We start from the raw sequence: 23,992 nt of genomic DNA, 5'->3' as shown, positions 1-23,992 counted from the left end.
CCTCAGCGCCCGCCCCCCAGGTCGACGAAGCTGCCAGTGGAGTAGGACGCTTTGTCCGAGAGCAACCAGATGATCGCCTCGGCGACTTCTTCAGGCCGGCCACCACGGCCCATGGGCAAACCGGGTTCGAGTTTGGCGACGCGGTCGGGGTCGCCGGAAAGCGCATGGAAGCCGGTGTGTATGTAGCCTGGGCGCACGCCATTGACACGCACACCGTCCCCCGCCACTTCCTTGGCCAAGCCGAGGGTGAAGGTGTCCAGTGCGCCCTTGGAGGCGGCGTAGTCGACATACTCGTTGGGCGAGCCCAGGCGGGCGGCCACCGAAGAGACGTTGACGATAGCCCCGCCCTGCCCGCCATGCCGGCGTGCCATGCGCAGCAGGGCATGTTTGGCGCAGAGCATGGGGCCGACGACATTGGTCTTCATCACCTTGAGCAGGCGAAATTCGGACATCTCCTCGACGCGGCTTTGCTGGCCGATGGTGCCAGCATTGTTGACCAGCGCAGTGACGGGACCCAGCTCCTGGTCGACGCGCTGAAACAGCTGGATGACCTCATCCTCGACGCTGGCATCGGCGCGCACGGCAATCGCCTCGGCGCCCAATGCCCGCACCTGGCTGAGGATATGCTCGGCAGCCTGGTCGTCGGCGTGATAGTTGATGCAGATGCGATAACCCTGCTGTGCTGCCAGCAGCGCGGTGGCGGCGCCGATACCTCGACTGGCGCCAGTGATGACGATGACATTCTCCATGGGTCTGCCAATGTGTTCGAAAGTGGGGCTTCGACAATAGGGGAAATGCCAACTCAAGGGAATGACATCAACCCTGCAAAGCGTGCTAACCCCCCCGCTCTTGATCCAGCTCTTGATCTTGATCTTCAGCGACTCAGGAGCGAGGGGACCCCGAAGCGCAGCGTAGGGGCCGTATGATGGAGCGCAGCCCTTTTTGGTTACTTTTTGGGGCGTTTGCCAAAAAGTGACCCGCTGTAAGAGCGGAAAGGTGACTAAGCGTCACCCTCGCAAATGGACTCCGCCAGATATCAATACCAACAGACAAAGACCATCAATGCCCAGCCGAAGCCGGCCCAGCCTTGGCCGTAAACGGCGGCCGCGCAAACCACACCAACAAGATCAACCCAGCAAACACCCACGTCATCATCATGAAGTAGTCCACCGTCGACATCATGTAAGCCTGCGCATTCAGAATCTGCTCCAACTGCGCATAATTCTGCGAGCTAGCCCCCCCAAGCTGCTCAAGCGCATGCCGAGTCGCCGGGTCAAACTGGCTGATGTTCTCGCTCAAGTAGGCATGATGCTGATCAGCCCGGCGAATCCAGATCCAGGTCGTCAACGACGCCGCAAAACTCCCCCCCAGCGTACGCAGGAACGTCGCCAGCCCCGAGCCATCGGCAATCTGATGCGGCGGAAGGTCCGAAAGCAGAATGCTCAACGTCGGCATGAAGAACAACGCAACGCCAATCCCCATGAACAGCTGCACCAACGCCACATGCTGGAAGTCCACCTCACTGGTAAACCCGGCACGCATGAAGCAGCTGGTGCCAATGGCCAGAAACGCCAGCCCCGCCAACAGACGCAAGTCGAACCGGTGCGCGTACTTGCCGACAAAGGGCGACATGATCACCGGCAACAGCCCGATGGGCGCCACCGCCAGCCCCGCCCAGGTAGCCGTATAGCCCATCTGCGTCTGCAGCCACTGCGGCAGGATCAGGTTGATACCGAAGAACCCCGCATACCCCCCGACCAAGACGATGGTGCCGACCCGGAAGTTGCGGTGCACGAACAACCGCAGGTTCACCACCGGGTGCCGGTCGGTCAGTTCCCAGATCACGAACACCGCCAGGAACACCACCGAGATCAGGCTGCCGATGATGATGAACGACGACTCGAACCAGTCCAGGTCATTGCCCTTGTCGAGCACCACCTGCAACGCACCGACACCGACGATCAGCGTCAGCAGGCCGATGTAGTCCATCGGCTGACGGCTGGTCACCACCGGCCGCGTGCGCATCTGTTGGCGTACCACGGCGGCGGCGAACAGGCCGATGGGGACGTTGATGAAGAAGATCCATGGCCAGCTGTAACTGTCGGTGATCCAGCCGCCCAGTATCGGCCCGGCAATCGGCGCCACCACCGTGACCATCGCCAGCAGCGCCAGGGCCATGCCCCGCTTGGCCGGAGGGTACACGGCAATCAGCAAGGTCTGGGTCATCGGGTACAACGGCCCCGCCACCACCCCTTGCAGCACACGAAAGCCCACCAGCTCCGGCATCGACTGGGCGATCCCGCACAGGAACGATGCCAGCACGAACAGCAACGTGGCCCAGATGAACAGCTTCACCTCACCAAAGCGCCGGCTCAGCCAGCCCGTCAGCGGCAAGGCGATCGCGTTGCTCACCGCGAACGAGGTGATTACCCAGGTGCCCTGCTCGTAGCTCACCCCCAGGTTGCCGGAAATGGTCGGCAAGGCCACGTTGGCGATGGTGGTGTCGAGCACTTGCATGAACGTCGCCAACGACAGGCCGATGGTGGTCAGCAACAGGCTCGGCGGGGTGAACTGGGCGGCGGCCTGGTTGCTCATCGCTGCGCCGTCTTGCCGGCTGCGCTGTTGTCGTGAATCAGCCGCGCAATCAGGTGGTCGGCTTCGACCAGTTGACGGTCATACACCTGGGTGGTGTAGCTGGCCTGTTGCGGGGGCTGCTGGGCCAGGGTCGGGCCGCTCTGGTCGTGCAAGTCGACCTCGACCACCGTGGACAGGCCGATACGCAGTGGATGGTCCTTGAGCTGATCAGGGCTCAAGTGAATACGCACCGGTACCCGCTGCACGATCTTGATCCAGTTGCCGGTGGCATTTTGCGCCGGCAGCAGCGCGAAGGCGCTGCCCGTACCTGCACCGAGGCTGTCCACCGTGCCGCTGTACTTGACCTCGCTGCCGTACAGGTCGGCGCTGATTTCCACGGGCTGACCGATGCGCATGTCGCGCAGCTGGGTTTCCTTGAAGTTGGCATCGATCCACACCTGGTCCAGGGGGATCACCGCCATGGTCGCGGTGCCAGGTTGCAGGCGCTGCCCCAGTTGCACGGTGCGCTTGGCGACATAACCGGTCACCGGCGCCACCAGGGTGGTGCGGGCATTGTCCAGGTAGGCCTGGCGCAGGTCGGCCGCGGCCGCCATGACTTCCGGGTGCGAGGACACCACGGTGTCATCCACCAGCGCGGAGCTGGTATTGAGCTGCTGGCGGGCGCTGGTGAGGGCGCTCTGGGCGACGCTCAGGTCGTCGCGGGCGTGGGAGATTTCTTCCGCCGCAATCGCCCCGCTGTCGGCCAGCACCTTGCGCCGGTTGTAATTGTCCTGGGCCTTCTGCAACTCGGCCTGGCGTGTCTGCAACTGGGCCTTGAGCGCATCCACGTTGCTGTACAGGCCACGCACCTGGCGTACCGTGCGCGCCAGTTTGGCTTCGGCGGACTGCAGCGCCACCTCGCTGTCGGCCGGGTCGAATTGCAGCAACACCTGGCCGGCATGGACCAGGTCGCCGTCATCGGCACCAATGCTGGTGACGGTACCGGTCACCAGCGGGGTGATCTCTACCACGTTGCCGTTGACGTAGGCGTCATCGGTGCTCTCGTGCCAACGCCCGACCAGGGAGTACCAGGCCCAGGCGCCGATGCCGCCAACAATCAACAGCAGCAGCAGGCCGAGCAGCCAGGCCTTGCGTTTGCGCGACGGCTCGGGTGCGTCGGCGGGGGGTGTGGTGTCTGTGGGAGTGGCCATGACAATACCTTGGATAATGCGTAACAGGGATCAACGATCGCCGAAGCGGCGGATCGTCAGGGGGTCGCCAGCGCTGAGCAGCACCTTGGCCAGCAAGCCCTCGAGGGTCTTGAGTTCTTCAGGTTGCAGCACGCCGCACAATTCGTTCATCGCCGCCGCACCGATCTCTGGCAGCCGATCAGCCAGGCGCTGGCCATCGTCGGTCAGGGCCAGGCGCACCTGGCGGCGATCGTCGGCGCAACGGTTGCGTACGATCAGGCCCTTCTGTTCGAGGCGATCGAGCATGCGGGTCATCGAACCACTGTCCAGGCCCAGGTAGCGGCACAGCTCGGCCGGGGTGTCGACCTGGTACTGGGTGACGATGATCAACACTTTGAACTGCGCGGCGGTGACGCCCTCGGATTCAAGGTGCCAGTCGAGAATGCGGTCCTTGAGGATCGCCGCGCGGCCCAACAGCATGCCAATGGCACAGGTCTGGAAATTCTCGGGAGAAAAATGCGCCATGGGATCTGCCGTGGGTAATTGTGTGAAAATATTACTGCCTAGGCAGTGAATGTCAAAGCTTTGATTAGGCTGCTATGCAAAACTTCATGATTTGACGCTCATGACTTGCTGATGTGGTTGCGCTGCTACGCCAACGCCGGCACCGCGCCACAGGCAATCGCCATGCCCACCAGCTCGGCCAGGCTGCCGGCCTGCAGCCGTTTCATCACCCGCCCCCGGTACAAGTCCACGGTTTTCACGCTAACCCCCAACTGCTCGGCGATCTCGCGGTTGCTCAGGCCTTGGGCCAGCGGTACGAACACATCGCGCTCTCGCGGCGTCAGGCCATCGATGCGCGCCTGCACCCGGGCCAGCGCCTGGTTGCCCTGACGCACGCGGCCGGCGCGCTCCAGCGCTTCCTGCACACTGTCGAGCAGCAACTGGTCACTGTACGGCTTTTCGATGAAGTCGCAGGCACCGGCCTTGAATGCCCGCACCACGATCGGCACATCGGCATGGCCGCTGACGAAGATCACCGGCAAGTCCAGGCCCCGCTCCCTCATCAGCTGCTGCACCGCCAGCCCACCCAGCCCCGGCATCCGCACATCCAGCAGCACGCAGGCCGGTCCATCATCCCGGCACGCGTCCAGAAACGCCTGGCCACTGGCAAACGACAGGGCCTCAAGCCCCACCGACTGCAACAGCCAGACCGTGGAATCACGCATGCCCTGGTCGTCGTCGACCACATACACTTTCGCTTGCACCCTGACCTCCTCTTATCCCCTGCTCACCGCCAGGCGGCAGCACACTACCAAACCGCCCTGCTCGCCCGCACGTGCCCACACACTGCCGCCAAACCCTTCGACAAGGCTGCGGCTCATGCTCAAACCCAGCCCCAGGCCATCGGCCTTGCTGGTGGTGAACGGGGTAAAGATGTCTTCCAGGCGTTCGGCCGCAACCCCTGGCCCTTGGTCGGCCACCTCCACCAACACCCCATCACCCTCGCGCACGGCGGCCAGGAGGATACGTGACGGGCGTTCGCCATGCTGCTCGCGGTTGGCATCGATGGCGTTGCGCAGCAGGTTCAGCAGCACCTGCTCGAGCAATACCCGGTCGGCATACACCGCCGGTAATTGCGCACTCACGCGCAGCTCGAAGCTGACCTGGTCACGCGCCGCCTCCCAGGCACACAGGCGCATGGCCTCGTTGGCGACATCGAGCATGTCCAGCGCCTGTAGCCGCCGCGGCCCTTTACGCAGAAACACCCGCAGCCGGCGGATCACTTGCGCGGCGTGGGTCGCCTGTTCGGTGATGCGTTGCAGCCCCTGCCCGACCCGCACGCGTGCCTGCGGGTCGCGCTCCAGGCCCTGCAGGTAGCGCTGGCTGGCATTGGCATAGTTGACCACCGCCGCCAACGGTTGATTGATCTCGTGGGCGATGCCCGAGGCCAGCTCACCCAAGGTGGCGAGCCGGGCACTGTGCGCCAGGTTCTCCTGGGCCTCGATGCGCAAGGTGATGTCACGCGAGACACTGACGATCTCCACCACGGCCCCGGTATAGGTTTCGCGGATGGCGCGGCTGGCGATCTCGAACCAGCGGTAGCCGCCAGCGGCCTGGCGCACCCGGCAGGTCATGGTGTGATAACCGTCCTGGTCCAGGGCGGCGGCGGCCTGAGCCAGCACCTGGCGGCGCTCGCGCGGGTGCAGCAAGGTCCGTACGGCCATGCCTCGCAGTTGCTCGGGCCACAGGCCCAACAGGCGGAACGCCGCCGGTGAGGCATCAAGAAAACGGCCATCGGGGCTGTGCCGGGAAATCAGGTCGGTGGTGTTCTCGATGATCAAGCGGTACAGGCGCCGGGCGCGGCTGGCTTCACGCGCTCCGTGGCGCTCGGCACTGGCGTCACGGCAGCGGCCGAGCACCTGCTGGCCTTGTTCGTCGGGGATGAACGTCCACAGCACGATGCGCTCGCCCACCTCTACTTGCACATCGGCAATTGCCCGGTGCTGTCGCAGGCAGGCGCGCACCAGTGCGGCGCAGTTGGCGGGCAGCCAGCAGGCCAACGCTGGGCCTTCATCAACCCAGGCCTGCAAGGCCGGGTTGCTGGCCAGCGGCGTGGCATCGGCGGCCAGCAGCAGGCTGGGCTGGGGGTCTTTGGCGAGCAAAGGAGAGAGGGGCTTGTCCACGTTGTGAGGCTCGTTGTTATAGTAGTTTTACTATATTGCTATAGTCGATATTCCATCTACCATAGCGACTCGCGTAAAACTGCGACAGGGAAATTGCGGCCAACCGTACGCCTTCCCACACCCTGAACAGAGCTAACAATCAGCCATCGGGGGCCAAGCGCACAGCCTGCGCCTGCCTCCCTTACAGGATTACCGCATGTCGATCTATGCCCAGGGCCTGATGCCCACTGCCGTCAACCACGTCGCCCTCACCCCACTGAGCTTTATCGAACGCACCGCAGCCGTGTATGGCAACTACCCGGCTGTCATCCACGGCGCCATACGCCGCAACTGGCAGGAAACCTACCAACGCTGCCGGCGCCTGGCCAGCGCACTGGCCGGCCGTGGCATCGGGCGTGGCGACACGGTAGCGGTCATGCTGCCAAACACCCCGGCCATGCTCGAAGCGCACTTCGGCATCCCCATGACCGGTGCAGTGCTCAACACCCTCAACGTTCGCCTGGACGCCGAGGCCATCGCCTTCATGCTGCAACACGGCGAGGCCAAGGTGCTGATCACCGACCGCGAATTCCACTCGGTCATCGAAGCCGCCCTCGCCTTGCTCGAACACCCGCCCCTGGTGGTCGATGTCGATGACCCGGAGTACGGCGAAGGCCGCGCGGTCAGCGAGCTGGATTACGAGGCCCTGCTGGCCGAGGGCGACCCGGACTTCGCCTGGGAATGGCCCGATGACGAATGGCAGGCCATTTCCCTCAACTACACCTCCGGCACCACCGGCAACCCCAAGGGCGTGGTCTATCACCATCGCGGCGCTTACCTCAATGCCCTGGGCAACCAGATGACCTGGGCCATGGGCCACCGCCCGGTGTACCTGTGGACCCTGCCGATGTTCCACTGCAACGGCTGGTGCTACCCCTGGACCATCACCGCCCTGGCAGGCACCCACGTGTTCCTGCGCCGGGTCGACCCGCAGAAGATCCTCACCCTGATCCGCGAACATCGGGTCACGCACCTGTGCGGCGCACCCATCGTGCTCAACGCCTTGGTCAACATGCCTGAGGCCGCCAAGGCTGCCATCGAGCACCCGGTGCAGGCGATGGTCGCAGGTGCCGCGCCACCGGCCAAGGTGATCGGCGCAGTGGAAGAAATGGGCATTCAGGTGACCCACACCTACGGCCTGACCGAGGTATACGGGCCAGTGACGGTATGCGCCTGGCATGAAGCGTGGGACGGGCTGCCGCTCGAGGAACGTGCGCGCATCAAGTCGCGCCAGGGCGTGCGCTACCCGACACTCGACGGCCTGATGGTCGCCGACCCGCAAACCCTTGCAGCGGTGCCGCGCGACGGCAACACCCTGGGCGAGATCTTCATGCGTGGCAACACAGTGATGAAGGGCTACCTGAAAAACCCCGAAGCCACGGCCGAAGCCTTCCGCGGTGGCTGGTTCCATACCGGCGACCTGGCCGTGTGGCACGCCGATGGCTATGTCGAGATCAAGGACCGGCTCAAGGACATCATCATCTCCGGTGGCGAGAACATCTCTACCATCGAGGTCGAGGACGCCTTGTACAAGCACCCGGCGGTGCTTGAAGCCGCTGTGGTGGCACGCCCCGACGAGAAATGGGGCGAGACGCCGTGCGCCTTCGTTGCCCTCAAGCCTGGCCGGGAAGACACCCGCGAAGCCGACATCAGCAGTTGGTGCCGGGAGCACCTGGCGGGCTTCAAGGTGCCCAAGACGGTGATTTTTGGCGAACTGCCGAAGACCTCCACCGGCAAGATCCAGAAGTACCTCCTGCGCGACCGGGCCAAAGCCCTCTGACCGTTCATGGGCCTCGTCGTCGGCAAACCGGCGCCGAGGCCAGCACCCACACCCTTTGCTTTTGCACCTACCGAGCCGCTGATGACCGACTACATCGCCCCCCTGCGCGACATGCGCTTTATTCTGCGTGACGTTTTCAACGCCCCTGCCCTGTGGGCACGCCTGCCCGCCCTGGCCGAGCGCATCGACGCCGACACCGCCGATGCCATCCTCGAAGAAGCGGCCAAGGTCACCGGCCAACTGATCGCCCCGCTCAGCCGCAACGGTGACGAACAAGGTGTGCACTTCGAGGCCGGGCAGGTGAGCACCCCGGACGGTTTCCGCGAAGCCTGGCGCACCTACCGGGAAGGCGGCTGGGTCGGCTTGGGGGGCAACCCCGAGCATGGCGGCATGGGCATGCCGAAGATGCTTGGCGTGCTGTTCGAAGAGATGCTCTACGCCGCCGACTGCAGCTTCAGCCTGTATTCCGCCTTGAGCGCCGGCAGTTGCCTGGCGATCGATGCCCACGCCAGCGAGACGCTCAAGGCCACCTACCTGCCACCGCTCTACGAAGGCCGCTGGGCCGGCACCATGTGCCTGACCGAGCCCCAGGCCGGCACCGACCTGGGGTTGATCCGCACCCGCGCCGAGCCACACGCCGATGGCAGTTATCGCATCGCTGGCAGCAAGATCTTCATCACCGGTGGCGAGCAGGACCTGACCGAGAACATCGTCCACCTGGTGCTGGCCAAGCTGCCGGATGCCCCCACAGGCGCCAAAGGTATCTCGCTGTTCCTGGTGCCCAAGTACCAGGTCAATGCCGATGGCAGCCTGGGTGAGCGCAACACCGTGCATTGCGGCTCGGTCGAGCACAAAATGGGCATCAAGGCCTCGGCCACCTGCGTGATGAACTTCGATGGCGCCACGGGCTACCTGGTGGGCGAAGCGAACAAGGGCCTGGCGGCCATGTTCACCATGATGAATTACGAGCGGTTGTCCATCGGCATCCAGGGTATCGGCTGCGCCGAAGCGTCGTACCAGAGCGCTGCGCGCTACGCCAGCGAACGCCTGCAGAGCCGCGCCGCCAGCGGCCCGCAGGCGCGGGGCAAGGTGGCCGACCCGATCATCCAGCATGGCGATGTGCGGCGTATGCTGCTGACCATGCGCACCCTCACCGAGGGCGGCCGGGCATTCGCGGCCTACGTGGGGCAACAACTGGACCTGGCCCGTTACGCCGAAGACGCAGGCGAGCGTGAACATGCCCAGCGCCTGGTGGCGCTGCTCACACCAGTGGCCAAGGCCTTTTTCACCGACAATGGCCTGGAAAGCTGCGTGCTCGGCCAGCAGGTGTACGGTGGCCATGGCTACATCCGCGAATGGGGCCAGGAACAGCGTGTGCGCGACGTGCGCATCGCTCAGATCTACGAAGGCACCAACGGCATCCAGGCCCTCGACCTGCTCGGGCGCAAGGTACTGGCCGATGGTGGCCAGGCCCTGGCCAGCTTCACCGCCGAAGTGCGCGCGTTCAGCGTGGCCGCGCCGCTGCATCGCGAAGCTCTGCAGGCCAGCGTTGCGCGCCTGGAGGCGACCAGTGCGTGGCTGCGGGCCCAGGCCGGCGAAGACGCCAACCTGGTCAGCAGCGTGGCCGTGGAGTACCTGCACCTGTTCGGCCTCACCGCCTATGCCTACATGTGGGCGCGCATGGCCGCCGTGGCGCAGGCCAAGCATGAACAAGACCCCGCTTTCCATGGGGCGAAGCTGGCCTGTGCGGCGTTCTTCTTCCAGCGCATCCTGCCGCGCAGTCTTGGGCTGGAGGCAAGCATGCGGGCGGGCAGCGCCAGCCTTTATGGCATGACAGAAGCGCAGTTCTGATCGGCCCAGGGGTGCGCAGCGCCCCCCGGCGTTGCCCGCGAAGGGTTCTCAAACGCTGAAATTCCATTGCAAATCCGACGAAAAACCGTCACAACTGATAGTCATTCGCCATTACCTCGGTTCTCGGGACCCCTTTGCAAGGGTAGAATGCGCAAAACCCGGAGCCGCAATGAACCACGACCGCCTCAATCCCAGCTCAGACGATGCCATCACCGACGCCGCCGCGCATTGGTGCATGCGCCTGCACGCCGAAGATTGCACTGCGGCCGAGCGTGAGGCGTTCGCCCGCTGGCTGGCGGCCGACCCACGGCACGCCGAGGAATACCACGCGATGCTGGAGATCTGGCAAACCGCCGACCTGCTGCCACGCAACGCCACCGTGGTCGATTTCAATCCGCCGGCACGCCAAGCACCGCGGGTACGCAACTGGCGCCCGCTGGCCTCGGCCGCGGCCATTGCCCTGGCGGTGCTGCCCTTGGCCGGCTGGATAGGCTGGGAACAAGGCTGGCTGCCGAACCACTACCAGCACTTCGAAGCCAGCAACCGGATGCAGACGGTGGAGCTGAGCGACGGCAGCACGGTCGAACTCAACCTCAACACCGAGCTGACCTACCTCAACTACAAAGACCAGCGCCAGGTCACCCTCAAGCGCGGCGAGGCGTTTTTCAAGGTGCAGCACGACAGTGCACACCCGTTCATCGTCCGCGCAGGCCGCGGCCAGACCCGCGTCACCGGCACCCAGTTCAACGTGTGGAAGTACCAGGACCAGGTCAAGGTCACGCTGGTGGAAGGCTCGGTGCTGGTCACCAGCGACGGCAGCGCGGGCGGTTACCGCCTCGGCCCTGGGATGCAGGCCAGCTATCACAAAGGTGATTTCGAGCCACAACTGGAGCAGAGCGACGATTACGGCAACACCCTGGCCTGGCGCAGTGGCAAGCTGGTGCTCGACAACCTGAGCCTGGAGCAGGCGCTGCCGGTGATCAACCGCTACCTCGACGCCCCGCTGCTGCTGGCTGATGCCAGCACCGGCCGGATCCGCATCAGCGGCATCTACAACACCCGTGAAGTCGGGCGCCTGGTCAACAACCTGCCCAAGGTACTGCCGGTGTACCTGACCCGCAGCAAGGACGGCAGCACCGTCCTCAACCGCATTTCGCCGCCGCCCGGCAAGGGCTGACGCCTTACAGCGTCATCGCCGCCAACCAGCCGAAGGCCAACAGCGGCAGGTTGTAATGGAGGAAGGTCGGCACCACAGTGTCCCAGATATGGTGGTGCTGGCCATCCACATTCAGGCCCGAGGTCGGCCCCAGGGTCGAGTCCGACGCTGGCGAACCAGCATCCCCCAACGCCCCGGCGGTGCCGACAATACACACCGTGGCCAGCGGGTCGAAGCCCAGCTGCACGCACAGTGGCACGAAGATCGCCGCCAGGATGGGCACGGTGGAAAACGACGAGCCGATGCCCATGGTCACCAGCAAGCCCACCAGCAGCATCAGCAAAGCGCCGACGCCCTTGCTATGGTCGATCCACTGCGCCGACGCCTGGACCAGGCTGTTGACCTCGCCCGTGGCCTTCATCACATCGGCAAAGCCCGAGGCGGCAATCATGATGAAGCCGATCATGGCCATCATCTTCATGCCTTCGGTGAACAGGTCGTCGGTGTCTTTCCAGCGCACGATGCCAGACAGCGAGAAGATCAGGAACCCGACCATGGCGCCGATGATCATCGAGTTCAGCCACAGCTGAACAATGAACGCTGCGGCGATCGCCAGGCCCGCGACCATCAGGGTCAATGGGTTGTATTGCACGCTCACCTGCTCGACCTGCTCGATACGCGCCAGGTCGTAATCACGCTTCTTGCGGTAACTGAACAACACCGCCAGCAGCAGGCCGGCGAGCATGCCAGCCGCCGGAATGGCCATGGCATGGGTGACGTTGACGCCACTCACATCGACCCCGGCCCGGGCGACGTTGGCCAGCAGGATTTCGTTGAGGAAGATGTTGCCAAAGCCCACCGGCAGGAACATGTAGGGCGTGATCAGGCCAAAGGTGATCACGCAGGCGATCAGCCGGCGGTCGATGCGCAACCGCGTCAGCACATACAGCAGCGGCGGCACCAGCAGCGGGATAAAGGCGATGTGGATGGGCAGGATGTTCTGCGACGACACCGCCACCACCAGCATCAGGCCGATCAGCAGCCACTTGACCTTGCCGCCATTGGCATGGCCCTGGCGATCGATCATGGCCAGGGCTCGGTCAGCCAGGGCATGCGCCAGCCCGGACTTGGCGATGGCCACCGCAAAGGCACCCAGCAGCGCATACGACAGCGCCACCGTGGCACCCCCGCCCAGGCCGCCGTTGAAGGCCTTGAGCGTCCCCTCGATGCCTAGCCCACCGACCAGGCCACCGACCAGCGCGCCGATGATCAGGGCGATGACCACGTGCACGCGCGACAGGCTGAGTATCAGCATGATGCCGACTGCGGCGATCACTGCATTCATGGTTTGGCTTTCCTCGTAGCTGCGGACAAAAAAGCGCGCACTCTGAAGCAGTGGGCGGCAGATGTCAAAAGCGCCAGGTGTCGGCGCATTACCCAGCCCCTTCGAGTTTAAATTGAACGTTTGAATAAAGAAAAAAACACCGCGGCCGACACAGTCGTCAGCCAGCACTATTACAAGGGATTCGCCCCATGCCTTTGCGACACCTTTCCATCCAGTGGAAGATCACCCTGCTTGCCGGTCTCTGCCTGGCCGGTATCGTCACCCTGCTCGTCGGCCTCTCGCTGTACCGCATGGACCACAGTTCAGACCTGGTCAAGGCAAGCAGCATGCAGATGCTCACCGAGGCGGCCCAGGGGCGCATCGAGTCGCAAGGTGAAGTGCAGGCCTTGAACATTCGCCGTCAGTTCATGGACGCCTACCAGTACGGCGCCGGCTTCGCCCGCCAGGTACTGTTCCTGCGCGAGCAGGCCGAAAAGCGCTTTCTCGATGCCTACGACCTGCGCGAGGACATGACGCGCCAGGTACGTGCCGCGCTGCAGGCCAACCCTGACCTGCTCGGTTTGTCGCTGGTGTTCGAGCCCAACGCGCTGGACAACAAGGACAACCTGTTCACCGCCAAGCCCGAGCTGGGCAGCAACGAAACCGGGCGTTTCGCGCTGTACTGGTCGCAACCGCGTGCCGGCCAGCTGACCGCCATGGCCCTGCCCGAACAGGACATGGCCAACACCGAGATCGGCCCCAGCGGCCAGCCCGCCAACACCTGGTGGGTGTGCCCGCGCAGCACTGGCAAGGTCTGCGTGGTGGAACCCTACTTCTATGACATCGATGGCCAGCGGGTGCTGATGACCAGCATCGTCTTCCCCCTGGCAGTCAACGGCAAGGTGATCGCCACCCTGTCCATCGACATCAACCTCAACAGCCTGCAGGCCTTGACCCAGAATGCCAGCCACAGCCTCTACGAAGGCCGCACCACCGTCGGCATCCTCAGCCCGGTGGGCCTGCTGGCCGGCTACAGCGCCGATGCCGGCAAGCTGGCCCAGCGCTTCGACCAGGTCGACACGGCCAAGGGCGCCGAACTGGTGCGCAAGCTGGCCGAAGGCAAGTTGAGCATCCTGCACGACCAGCAGCGCCTCAAAGTACTTGCCGCCTTCGAGCCGATCCCTGGCGCTCAGCCCTGGGGGGTGCTGCTGGATGTACCGGAAAACGCCCTGACCGGGCCTGCCGAAACGCTGAAGCAGGAACTGGACGTACTGAACACCAGTGGCACCCTGCTGGAGCTGGGCCTGGGCCTGGCCGCCGCGATCGCCGGCCTGCTGCTGGTGTGGTTGATGGCCCGCGGCGTCACCCGGCCGATTCTCGGTGTGGCGGCGATGCTCAAGGACATTGCCAGCGGCGAAGGTGACCTGACCCGCCGCCTGACCTACCAGAAGCAGGACGAACTGGGCGAGCTGGCGGGTTGGTTCAACCGTTTCCTCGACAAGCTGCAGCCGACCATTGCCGAGGTCAAACAATCGGTACAGGCCGCCCGAGGCACCGCCGACCAGTCCTCGGCCATCGCCAGCGAAACCAGCGCCGGCATGGAGCAGCAGTACCGCCAGGTCGACCAGGTGGCGACTGCCTCGCACGAGATGAGCGCCACCGCCCAGGACGTTGCCCGCAGCGCCGCCCAGGCCGCGCAGGCGGCCCGTGAAGCCGACCAGGCCACCCGTGAAGGGCTGGCCGTGATCGACCGCACCACCCACAGCATCGACGCCCTGGCTGCCGACATGAACAACGCCATGGCCGAAGTCGAAGGCCTGGCGCAGAACAGCGAGAAGATCGGGTCGGTGCTGGAAGTGATCCGCTCGATCGCCGAACAGACCAACCTGCTGGCGCTCAACGCAGCGATCGAAGCCGCCCGCGCCGGCGAGGCAGGCCGTGGTTTTGCCGTGGTCGCCGATGAAGTGCGCAACCTGGCCCGACGCACCCAGGAGTCGGTGGAAGAAACCCGCCAGGTGATCGAAGCCTTGCAAGCCGGTACCCGCGAAGTGGTCGGCGCCATGGACAACAGCCACCGCCAGGCCCAGGGTGGCGTGGAACAGGTCGGCCAGGCCGTCACCGCGCTGCAGCGCATCGGCCAAGCAGTGACCGTGATCACCGACATGAACCTGCAGATCGCCTCGGCCGCCGAAGAGCAAAGCGCAGTGGCCGAGGAGATCAACAGCAACGTCGCGACCATTCGTGATGTGACCGAGTCGCTGTCGGGGCAGGCCAACGAATCGGCGCGGGTCAGCCAGTCGCTCAATAGCCTGGCCAACCAGCAGCAGGCATTGATGGATCAGTTCCGGGTCTAGGCCTGCGGCGCGCACTCGTCGCCGCAGACACCATCGTCCGGCAGGTGAAACCGACCGGCCTGGAGGATTTGATCGAGCAACAGCAAGGCGCCCAGCACATTCGGCCGGGCGCCCATGGGTAACCTGCTGGCGTCGGGCAACGTGGCGTCCTTGTACCCCGACTGCATGACCAGCAAGTGCATCTGGTCGGCGTTCAGGTACAGGTGGTGCTGCTCGATGGCATACGACTGGATCAAGGCCAGGGCACCGGTCACCATCGGCGTGGCACTGGAGGTACCCCCATAGGTGCTGGTGTAGTCGCGATCGTGCCCGTTCTTGTCCTGCAGTGCCCCATACCCTAGCGTTGCGACGCTGTCACCCCAGGCATTGAGCATGCGGTAGCGGTAGTTGTAATTGGAGTAACTATGCGGCTTGCCATCCCAGGAATGGCAGGCGCCCACCAGAATCGCGTTGGCGTCACCATGGTCGTCGAAGTAACGCCACTGCTCCAGGTCGACGCCGTAACCTTGAGTCGTGCGGGCGTTCTGATCAGCCACACTGGTACCATTGCTGGCCGCATTGAGCACCACGGCGCCTCGCTCGGTCAGCGACCGGGTGACATCCCACCAGGTCCTGTCATGCAAAGAAGGCAGGAAGGTCCCCAGGACATTCACATTGGCTGTCTGGCGGTTGACGCCAACGATATCGCCAGCCCTTGCATAAGCCAGCAGCTTTTTCAGTGTCTGAGAATACCCACGTGCATCGTAGGCACGGTTGTCATACAGGAACAACTCCGCGGCATGGCAAATACCGGTCATGCCCAACCCATTGTCATGTGCCAGCAACACCCCCACCGAAGCCGTGCCGTGGTCAGGCTCCGAATCGACTGTTGGCGGGATGACTTTCAGCCTGGGGTTACCACGCAAGTCTTCATGATTGGCATAGAGCCCACCGTCGGAGAAATGCACGCGTACACCTCTGCCCAGTACGCCTGCCTGCCATGCGTTGCGGATGTTCAAGCCTTTGGCGCTGCTGTCTGGCTCGTTCAGGTAGCGCTGCAACGCTTCATAGTCGGGTGTAGGCTGCGATTGCTCATTGGCATTGGTGCCAGCGACGTAGGCACCGCCGGTCAGCAGTGTCGCGATGACAGCGGCAGCAGCGAAGGCCAGCAGATTGCCCTGTTCGAGTTGCGCGGGGAGCAGTGCGGTGTCTTCGACGTACTCAAGCCCATTCAGGCTCTGGACCAGTGCGCTGAAGGTTGCATTGGGCATGCCCTGCGGCTGCTCGACCCAGTAGTGGTTGGCGAGTACCTGCAAGTGCTCATCCTCACGCTCGTGAGGTTCCAGAAACGGCTGCAGGTCAATGATTTGCTTGAGGCCGGGCCAATCATGGGCCAATGACGAGCTGGCATCAGCTTGCACATCGGCCATGAAACGCGCATGCCCTCCTACACTGAACACCAGAATCAGCGCGGGGTAACGCTGCCCTTCAGGCAGAGGCGGGAGCGTTGCGCCCTCCTGCGCGGCCCGCCTTCGCCGGGTACTGGACGACGGCAGCGGCACCGTATCAAGAATGCGCCGGGTCAGCTCACCTTCACTGACCTCGATCAGCAATGGCCCCTCACGCAAGGTAGCGTCTGCATCAGCGTCCAGGTCCAGCTTGATGACTTCGCTGTCGATCAGCGTGACCAGCGGGGTGATCCTGTAGGTACCTGCCAGCACCTCGCAACTGAGGGTGGCAGGGCATCCATGATTGGCGACCGTGCCACTGTGAGCCTGTGAAAGCACGTTAACGCCATCCAGCTGAACCACACCTTCGGGGACCTCGCGCTCAAGTAGATACTGGATGGATTTGACCTTGTGCAGGTCGTCCCCTGTGCAACGCACATGAAACTTCCCATCGAACGTGAAGTTGCGGTAATACACGAAATCCAGATTGAAACCCATTGCGTACTCCTGTCAGCGCTACGTGCCCAGCGGCCGCGGGCACAGGTACATAGCCTTGCAACCTGTATCCAACGCGCCTAGACAGAAGCGGTTCCTGCTGGTGCAGCAGGGGCCGCAGCAACTTCGGCTACAAGTACCTTCGGCTACACTTTCGCGGCAACTGGAATGACAACCCACGAGGCCCCGATGAAAAAAATTCCAACGTTGCTGGCCAGCCTGCTGCTCGCCGCCGGCCTGGCCAGCACCGACAGCGCCGCCTCAGCGGAGCGCACCACACCCATTCACTTTGGCGCCATTGGTTGGGAAAGCGGCGCCCTGACCACCGAAATACTGCGGCTGATCGTCGAGCGGGGTTATGGCTACCCCACCGACACCCTGCCTGGCAGCACCGTGAGCATGGAAGTGGCGCTGGCCCGCAATGACCTGCAGGTGATCGCCGAGGAGTGGGCCGGGCGTAGCCCCGCCTGGGTAAAGGCCGAACAGGCCGGGCAAGTGTTCGCTCTGGGCGATACCGTCAAGCACGCCGAGGAAGGCTGGTGGGTGCCGGCTTACGTGATCGAAGGCGACCCTTCGCGCAACCTCAAGGCCCTGGCGCCGGACCTGCGCAGTGTCGATGACCTCAAGCGCTACCCGCAGGTGTTCCGCGACCCCGAGTCGCCGGGCAAAGGGCGTTTCCTCAACAGCCCCAGCGGCTGGACCTCCGAAACGGTCAACAGCCAGAAGCTCAAGGCCTACGGGCTCAGCGACAGCTATAGCAACTTTCGCAGTGGCTCCGGCGCGGCACTGGATGCCGAAATCGGCTCTGCCATCCGGCGCGGTCAACCGGTGTTGTTCTACTACTGGAACCCGACCCCATTGATGGGGCGCTACAAACTGATACGCCTGCAAGAACCGCCCTTCAATGCCCAGGCCTGGGCCACCCTGACAGATGCCAGCAACCCCAACCCGCAAGGCAGCCAGTCACTGCCGGCCAAATTGTCGATTGGCGTGTCCAAGGCGTTCCACGAGGGTTACCCGGATTTGGTGGCTGTGTTCGAAAAGGTCGACCTGCCGATCGATCGGCTTAACCGCGCCCTGGCCGAGATGAGCGAAAAACGCACACCACCGAACAAGGCTGCCCTCACCTTCCTGCGTGACAACCCAGAGGTCTGGAAAGCCTGGGTGCCCGCAGAGGTCGCGGCCAAGGTCGAGGGCAGCCTATGAGTGGCGGCTTTCCCGAAGCGCTGCAATTTTCCTTCGCCAATCGCGTCAACCAGCTGGTCGACTGGCTGGTGCTGAACTACGGCGATTACCTGCGCAGCGTCTCGGACCAGCTGCTGCAACTGTTGGTAAGCCTGGAGAACCTGCTGCGCCTGCTGCCCTGGTGGGCACTGTTGCTGCTGGTCGGGCTGCTCGCCTGGCATGCCAGCCGCAGCGTGCTGCGCAGCGTGGCGATGGTTGCCCTGCTGGCCTTGATCGGCGTGCTCGGGCTGTGGGACAAGCTGCTGCAGACCTTGGCCCTGGTGCTGGTCAGTACCGGCCTGTGCGTGCTGGTCGGGGTGCCGCTGGGCATCCTGCTGGCGTCACGCCCGCTGGCTCGGCGGCTGTTGATGCCGGTGCTGGATGTGATGCAGACACTCCCCGCCTTCGTCTACCTGATCCCGGTGCTCATGCTGTTCGGCCTGGGCAAGGTACCGGCGGTGTTCGCCACCCTGATCTACGCCTTGCCGCCACTGGTGCGGCTGACCGAGCTGGGCTTGCGGCAGATCGACCCATCGTTGCTGCAAGCCGCACACGGTTTGGGCGCTAGCCGCTGGCAGAGGCTGCAGCGCATTGCCCTGCCGTTGGCCCTGCCGAGCATCATGGCCGGCCTCAACCAGTCAGTGATGATGGCGTTGTCGATGGTGGTGGTGGCCTCGATGATCGGCGCGCGCGGCCTGGGTGAGGATGTACTGGCCGGCATCCAGACCCTCAACGTCGGCCAGGGCGTCGAAGCGGGGCTGGCGATCGTGGCACTGGCCATGGTGATTGACCGCATCAGCCAGGCGTATGGGCAGGTCAAACGCTGATCTCGGCATCTGCCGGCTTGCCGGCGACCGGCCCGGCGCTGACAATGCGCTACCGTCCGCTCAGCCCTGGAGCCTTTCAGCGTGTCCCTCAAAGCCCTGCGCACCTTGGTGACCATCGCCCGCCACGGCACCTTTGCCCGAGCGGCCGACCTGCTCAGCCTCACCCCTTCAGCCGTGAGCCTGCACATCAAGAGCCTCGAAAACGAGCTGCAGGTCAGCCTGTTCGATCGCAGCCGGCGCCAAGTGGTACTGACCGAAGCCGGCCAGTTGGCGGTGGCGCGCGCCGAGGGCATCCTCGGCGCCTATGACGAATTGGCCGACGCCTTGGCCAGTGGCCCGAGCTTGCGCGGCCGCTTGCGCCTGGGGGCGATCCACACGGTGCTGGCCCGGCGCTTGCCCAAGGCGCTGCTGTGGATCAAGACCCATCATCCGCAGCTGCATATCAGCGTCGCTTCAGGCATGTCGGCGGAACTGGCGCGGCGCGTCGAAGACGGCGAACTCGATGCGGCGATCACCACCGAGCCAATCAGCCCCTATCCCCAGAGCCTGGTCTTCACGCCCTTGTTCGCTGACCGCTTCTGGGCCATCGCCAGCCCCGAGCTGGCGGGCCAGAGCCTGCCAGCGCTGTTGGCCAGCCAACCGTTTTTGCGCTTCGACAAGCGCGCCTGGGCCGGGCGGCAGATCGAACAGGAGCTGCGCCGCCAGCACTTGCAAGTGAGCGAACAGATGGAACTGGACAGCCAGGAAGCCCTGGCATGCATGGCGGTGATGGGCCTGGGGGTGGCGATCATCCCCATGGCCGACGAAGACCTGCAACGCTTGCCGGCGGCCACCTGCCTGCCCTTTGGCGAGCCGCAACTGACGCGGCGGGTGGTGCTGCTGGAGCATGAAAAAAGTCAGCGGCGCCACTTGAGCGCGGTGTTGAAGACGGCACTTGAGGCCTGAACCCGAGCAGACTGTGCATTTATTCTCAACGGTCACTGAAGAAAACAACGTTTTTCCAAACCAAAGCGTCCCCGTAGGCTTTAGCCATACCCGACTACGGAAGGCCGACCATGCTCCACCTGCTGCTGACCACGCTGTTACCGATCATCTTGCTGATCGCCTTGGGCACCTTTCTGCGTGTTCGCGGTTTTCTTGCCGAAACCTTCTGGCCCGGTGCCGAACGCCTGAGCTATTACGTGCTGTTGCCGTCGCTGTTCCTCCACGGGCTGGCCACTGCCAACCTCGACGGGGTGCCGGTGCTGGGCATGGTCGGTGTGCTGATGCTCTCGACCCTGCTCGGCGCCCTGCTGTTGGTGCTCTACCAAGGTGCGGTCAACCATGACGGCGCCGATTTCACCTCGGTATTTCAAGGTGGCGTACGCTTCAACAACTACATCGGCGCCACCCTGGCCGCCGGTATCTATGGCAGTGCCGGCATCGCCCTGGCGGCGGTGGCCAATGCCGCCATCGTGCCCTTGGTCAACCTGCTGTGCGTCCTGGTGTTCGCCCGTTTCAGCGCCCGCCACAGCTCACCGGCCACGGTGTTGCGTGCGATTTTCGCCAACCCGCTGATCGTTGGCTGTGCCGGCGGCCTGCTGCTGCGGGTCACCGGGCTTGGCTTGCCCGCAGGGCTTGAGCCTACCGTCAAGGCCCTCGGCCAGGCCGCCCTGCCCCTGGGCCTGCTGTGCGTGGGCGCGGCCCTGGGGGGCGCCCGCGTCGGCCAACAGGTGCGCCCGTTGATGGCAGCCTCGGCATTCAAGTTTCTGGTGATGCCACTGACCACCTGGGGCCTGTGCCGCATCCTTGGCCTGAGTGGCCAGGCGGCAGTGGTGGCCGTGCTGTTCCAGGCGCTGCCTACCGCATCCTCTTCCTATGTGATGGCCAGGCAGATGGGCGGCAACGCCCCGCTGATGGCCACCATCATCGCCCTGCAGACCGTGGCCGCTGCCGCAACCCTTCCTTTGGTGCTAATGCTTACGCTTGGCTAGACTGTGATTCAACCCACAGTTCGGAAGCTCGGCCATGCGCCTTTCGTGGATGCTGATCGGTTTGACCACAGCCCTGCTTGCAGGCCCAGTGCACGCAGCTGACGCAGCCAAGGCCGCTGTCGCCGAAGACAAGGCCGAAGTGCTCGAGGAAAAGGTGGTGGAGGATGCCCCACCACCGAAAAAGGCCGAGACCATCACCCCGGGCGAGGTGAAAGCCGTCGACCCGGCAGGCAAGTCGCCGCTGGACGACAGCATCACCTGCCTGGCCCGCACCATCTATTGGGAAGCCAAGGGTGCCGACGCCAAGGACATGACCGCAGTAGCCAGCGTGGTGCTCAACCGCCTGGGCCACGATGGCTTCCCGGACACCATCTGCGGCGTCGTCAAGCAGGGCGTGGAGACCAAGGCCTGCCAGTTTTCCTGGTGGTGCGACGGGCGCTCCGATCAGGTTGAAGAGGCGCAACGCTACGACATCGCCAAAGAGATCGCGCGCAAGGCGCTGAACCAGCAGCTCAAGGACCCCACCGGCGGGGCGCTGTACTTTCACGACCGCAATGTGCACCCGCAGTGGGCCAAGGCCTACCGCAGGACGGCCGAGACCACGCACTTTCTGTTCTACAAGCCTCACCAGGCGCTCGCCCGCTGATCGGCGCGGTCAGAAGTCAATCGAGCCGGAGAACTTGACCAGGCGCGGGTCGCCCTGGGTCAGGTAGCCGCCGTTGGCGGATGCCCAATAGTTCTTGTCGGTGAGGTTTTCCACGTTCATGCGCAGGGTGACCTCCTTTTGCTGCACCTTGAAGCGGTAGCGTGCGCCCACATCGAAGCGGTTCCAGGTCGGCAGGCTGAGGGTGTTGGCCGGGTTGGCGTACTGCCCCCCGGTACGTAGCATACGGGCGTTGAGCGCCACGCCCTGCAAGCCAGGCACGTCCCAATCGACGCTGGCGTTCAACTGGAAGGTCGGCACCCCGACCGCATGGTTGCCGTCATCGGCCCCGCCCTGGGTGTTTTTCAGCTCGGTGTCCATGCGCGTTCCGCCGGCCATCAAGCGCAGCCCCTGCAGCGGCTCGCCGAACACACTCAGTTCGACGCCCTTGTTGACCTGCTCGCCATCCTGGACGAATACATCGCCCTGAACAAAACCGTCGGTGGGCCGCTCGATACGGAACAGCGCCAGGTTGGCACCGAAGGTCTGGTAGTCGAGCTTGACACCGGCCTCGACCTGCTTGGTCTTGGCCGGCGGGAACACTTCCCCGGCATTGATCACCTGGCCCGATGCAGTCGCCCCTTGCGCGAGCCCTTCGATGCGGTTGGCGTACAGCGAGATCGACGGGTTTACCTTGTAGACGATGCCGTAGACAGGCGTGGTGACCGACTCATCGTAGAAGGCGTTGCGGCCAAGGTCCGGCCCCTCGCCGTCATAGGCATAGCCTTCGACGCGCAACTGCTGGCGCCGCACGCCGACGGTGACCAGCAAGGTATTGTCGAACAGGCCCAGCGTGTCGGACACGGCAAGGCTGCGGTTGCGCGTCTTGCCGGTGACCCCAGGGTCGTCCAGCTTGCCACCGGTGAAGGTGGGGGTGGTGGGTTTGGGCAACGGGTCGGTGTGGTAGAGGTTGGTGGCCTGCGAATTGTAGAAGACGAACGCGTTTTCTTGCTCGGTCCAGATGCTGGCAGCGCCGAGGTTCAGTTGGTGGCTGACCGGGCCGGTCTGCAAGCGGCCGTTGATGCCGCCCATGAAGGTGGTGTTGTCTTCGTTATGGGGGATTTTCGAACCGCCGATGGTTGCAGCACCGCTGGCGGCGTCAGTGAGGATCGGCGTGCCATAAAAACCGTTTTCGTGGGTGTGCTTGACGCCACCCGCCAGGTAACCGCTCCAGTTGTCGTTGAAGTCGTAATCGCCGCGGACCATGCCGAAGGTGTCTTCGGTCTCGGTCCAGGCCCAGTCCTGGCCATAATTATGGTCGGCATCCGGCGCCCGGGGTATATCGCTCAGGCCGGCCCCCAGGCGCACCGAGTTGCGCATATGGTTGACCCGCTGTTTCTGATAGCCGATGTCGGTAGACAGGCGCAGCTTGTCGCCACGGTAGTCGAGGCCGACGATGAACAGCTTGCTGCGTTGGTCCTGGTCGTCGACTGCGGTTTCGCCTTCACGTTGCGACAGGTTCAGGCGCACGCCAAAGCGGTTGTCCTCACCAAAGCGCTGGCCGAGGTCCAGGTGCTCACCCAGGCGGCCATCGCTGCTGATGTCCTGGGTGTAGCGGCGGGTCGGCGTATCGCCGGCACGCTTGGGCTGCAGGTTGACGTTACCGCCCAGGCCAGTACCCGTGGGGCTGGCGCCGTTGAGAAAGGCGTTCGGCCCTTTCAGCAGCTCGACCCGCTCCACGGCATCGGTGCTGATCATCTGCCTGGGCAACACGCCATACAGGCCATTGAATGCCACATCATCCCCGTTGAGCGGCAAACCCCGGATGACGAAGACCTGCGACTGGTTGCCGAAACCGAACGACTGGCGCACCGACGGGTCGTTGAGCAGTACATCGCCGATGTCCTCGGCCTGCTGGTCTTCGATCAGTTGCGAGGTGTAGCTGGTCATGGTGAACGGCACGTCCATCATGTCCTGATTGCCCAGCACGCCCATCTGCCCACCACGGGCAACCTGGCCGCCGGCAAAGGCTTCCGGGGCTTCGCCCTTGCGCTTGGCGGACTCGGCATTGATGGCGGTGGCGTCCAGCTGGATCACACCGTCAGCCGCCTGGGCGGTGACGGCCACGGAACAGCAGACGGCGAGAAGGGTCGATTGATACTGACGGGATCGTGCCATGCAAGGCGCCTCGATAACGGGATGGGGCCTTCCTGGCACGGTGAAACTGCGGGCATAGGGTATAAGCGATTGAGTATTGTTTCTAGCCGAAACTAAGAATGATTACCAAGTGATCGCACTTTTTGGCCGACCAGTGGTCTACTCCCTCTTTTGCCGCCTGCAACGATTGCCGGCGTTTTCATTGCTTTACACGATACCGGGCCAAAAACCCTGGGCTTGTGTAGGATGAGCAGCGCTTACCACGACGCTGCCAGTCATAGGGAGATTCAC

At 64.0% G+C, this 23,992-nt stretch carries 18 protein-coding genes and 1 pseudogene; 10 read left to right on the top strand and 9 right to left on the bottom strand.

Features of this window, described 5'->3' with window-relative positions; translation table 11 throughout:
* Positions 1–2: 2 nt before the first annotated feature.
* From DJ563_RS05295 to DJ563_RS05270, 6 genes are all read right to left on the bottom strand, one after another.
* Positions 3–749, bottom strand: a complete 747-nt coding sequence (locus tag DJ563_RS05295; RefSeq protein WP_186663583.1) for an SDR family oxidoreductase — start codon at positions 747–749, stop codon at positions 3–5.
* A 310-nt stretch (positions 750–1,059) separates the two neighbouring features.
* Positions 1,060–2,595 carry a DHA2 family efflux MFS transporter permease subunit gene (locus tag DJ563_RS05290; RefSeq protein WP_434518963.1) on the bottom strand — a complete coding sequence of 512 codons (1,536 nt, stop codon included), beginning with the start codon at positions 2,593–2,595 and terminating at the stop codon, positions 1,060–1,062.
* Entirely contained in the window at positions 2,592–3,785 is a 1,194-nt protein-coding gene (locus DJ563_RS05285; RefSeq protein ID WP_274099414.1) for an HlyD family efflux transporter periplasmic adaptor subunit, read from the bottom strand. The genes DJ563_RS05290 and DJ563_RS05285 overlap by 4 nt, the downstream gene beginning before the upstream one ends.
* A 30-nt stretch (positions 3,786–3,815) precedes the next feature.
* Positions 3,816–4,289 carry a MarR family winged helix-turn-helix transcriptional regulator gene (locus DJ563_RS05280; protein WP_033697451.1) on the bottom strand — a complete coding sequence of 158 codons (474 nt, stop codon included), beginning with the start codon at positions 4,287–4,289 and terminating at the stop codon, positions 3,816–3,818.
* Positions 4,290–4,414: 125 nt separating this feature from the next.
* The gene (locus DJ563_RS05275) at positions 4,415–5,032 is read right to left on the bottom strand and encodes a response regulator transcription factor (protein WP_274099413.1); all 618 of its coding nucleotides are present in this window, start codon (positions 5,030–5,032) and stop codon (positions 4,415–4,417) included.
* 12 nt (positions 5,033–5,044) lie between these two features.
* Entirely contained in the window at positions 5,045–6,451 is a 1,407-nt protein-coding gene (locus tag DJ563_RS05270) for a sensor histidine kinase (protein ID WP_434518962.1), read from the bottom strand.
* 196 nt (positions 6,452–6,647) lie between these two features.
* Here DJ563_RS05270 and DJ563_RS05265 point away from each other — a divergent pair, with 196 nt between their 5' ends.
* The 3 genes from DJ563_RS05265 to DJ563_RS05255 all read left to right on the top strand — a co-directional run bounded on the left by DJ563_RS05265 (position 6,648) and on the right by DJ563_RS05255 (position 11,298).
* Complete coding sequence (locus DJ563_RS05265; RefSeq protein WP_274099411.1) at positions 6,648–8,270, top strand: acyl-CoA synthetase; 1,623 nt, start codon at positions 6,648–6,650, stop codon at positions 8,268–8,270.
* Between the two features lie 81 nt (positions 8,271–8,351).
* Complete coding sequence (locus DJ563_RS05260; RefSeq protein ID WP_434518961.1) at positions 8,352–10,121, top strand: acyl-CoA dehydrogenase C-terminal domain-containing protein; 1,770 nt, start codon at positions 8,352–8,354, stop codon at positions 10,119–10,121.
* A 169-nt stretch (positions 10,122–10,290) separates the two neighbouring features.
* Positions 10,291–11,298, top strand: a complete 1,008-nt coding sequence (locus DJ563_RS05255) for a FecR family protein (RefSeq protein ID WP_274099409.1) — start codon at positions 10,291–10,293, stop codon at positions 11,296–11,298.
* 4 nt (positions 11,299–11,302) lie between these two features.
* Here DJ563_RS05255 and DJ563_RS05250 read toward each other — a convergent pair whose 3' ends face one another.
* Positions 11,303–12,622, bottom strand: coding sequence for a Na+/H+ antiporter family protein (locus tag DJ563_RS05250; protein WP_434518960.1), 1,320 nt, complete (start codon positions 12,620–12,622; stop codon positions 11,303–11,305).
* 188 nt (positions 12,623–12,810) lie between these two features.
* Between DJ563_RS05250 and DJ563_RS05245 the strand changes: the two are divergent.
* Positions 12,811–14,097, top strand: a pseudogene (locus tag DJ563_RS05245) (PDC sensor domain-containing protein); the annotation flags it as partial.
* A 102-nt stretch (positions 14,098–14,199) separates the two neighbouring features.
* Positions 14,200–14,955, top strand: a complete 756-nt coding sequence (locus DJ563_RS05240) for a methyl-accepting chemotaxis protein (RefSeq protein WP_371097434.1) — start codon at positions 14,200–14,202, stop codon at positions 14,953–14,955.
* On the opposite strand, the gene DJ563_RS05235 is transcribed toward DJ563_RS05240, so the two are convergent.
* Positions 14,952–16,880, bottom strand: coding sequence for a S8 family serine peptidase (locus DJ563_RS05235; RefSeq protein ID WP_434518959.1), 1,929 nt, complete (start codon positions 16,878–16,880; stop codon positions 14,952–14,954). The genes DJ563_RS05240 and DJ563_RS05235 overlap by 4 nt on opposite strands.
* Before the next feature lie 186 nt (positions 16,881–17,066).
* On the opposite strand from DJ563_RS05235, the gene DJ563_RS05230 reads away from it, so the two are divergent.
* From DJ563_RS05230 to DJ563_RS05210, 5 genes are all read left to right on the top strand, one after another.
* On the top strand, positions 17,067–18,083 hold the full coding sequence (locus DJ563_RS05230; protein ID WP_434518958.1) for an ABC transporter substrate-binding protein: 1,017 nt from the start codon (positions 17,067–17,069) through the stop codon (positions 18,081–18,083).
* Positions 18,080–18,928, top strand: coding sequence for an ABC transporter permease (locus DJ563_RS05225; protein ID WP_274099989.1), 849 nt, complete (start codon positions 18,080–18,082; stop codon positions 18,926–18,928). The genes DJ563_RS05230 and DJ563_RS05225 overlap by 4 nt, the downstream gene beginning before the upstream one ends.
* An 81-nt stretch (positions 18,929–19,009) precedes the next feature.
* Positions 19,010–19,873 (top strand): LysR family transcriptional regulator, encoded by an 864-nt coding sequence (locus tag DJ563_RS05220; RefSeq protein WP_434518957.1) that lies wholly within the window; start codon positions 19,010–19,012, stop codon positions 19,871–19,873.
* Positions 19,874–19,983: 110 nt separating this feature from the next.
* On the top strand, positions 19,984–20,901 hold the full coding sequence (locus tag DJ563_RS05215; protein ID WP_434518956.1) for an AEC family transporter: 918 nt from the start codon (positions 19,984–19,986) through the stop codon (positions 20,899–20,901).
* 34 nt (positions 20,902–20,935) lie between these two features.
* A complete protein-coding gene (locus tag DJ563_RS05210) occupies positions 20,936–21,547 on the top strand; it encodes a cell wall hydrolase (RefSeq protein ID WP_434518955.1) in 612 nt (203 codons plus the stop codon).
* A 9-nt stretch (positions 21,548–21,556) separates the two neighbouring features.
* Here the strand turns inward: DJ563_RS05210 and DJ563_RS05205 are convergent, their stop codons facing one another.
* The gene (locus DJ563_RS05205; protein ID WP_434518954.1) at positions 21,557–23,722 is read right to left on the bottom strand and encodes a TonB-dependent receptor; all 2,166 of its coding nucleotides are present in this window, start codon (positions 23,720–23,722) and stop codon (positions 21,557–21,559) included.
* Positions 23,723–23,992 lie beyond the last annotated feature (270 nt).

It is taken from the genome of Pseudomonas sp. NFX1, from assembly GCF_051123555.1.
GTDB classification, from domain to species: domain Bacteria; phylum Pseudomonadota; class Gammaproteobacteria; order Pseudomonadales; family Pseudomonadaceae; genus Aquipseudomonas; species Aquipseudomonas capeferrum.
This window is presented reverse-complemented; position numbering and strand designations above follow the sequence as displayed.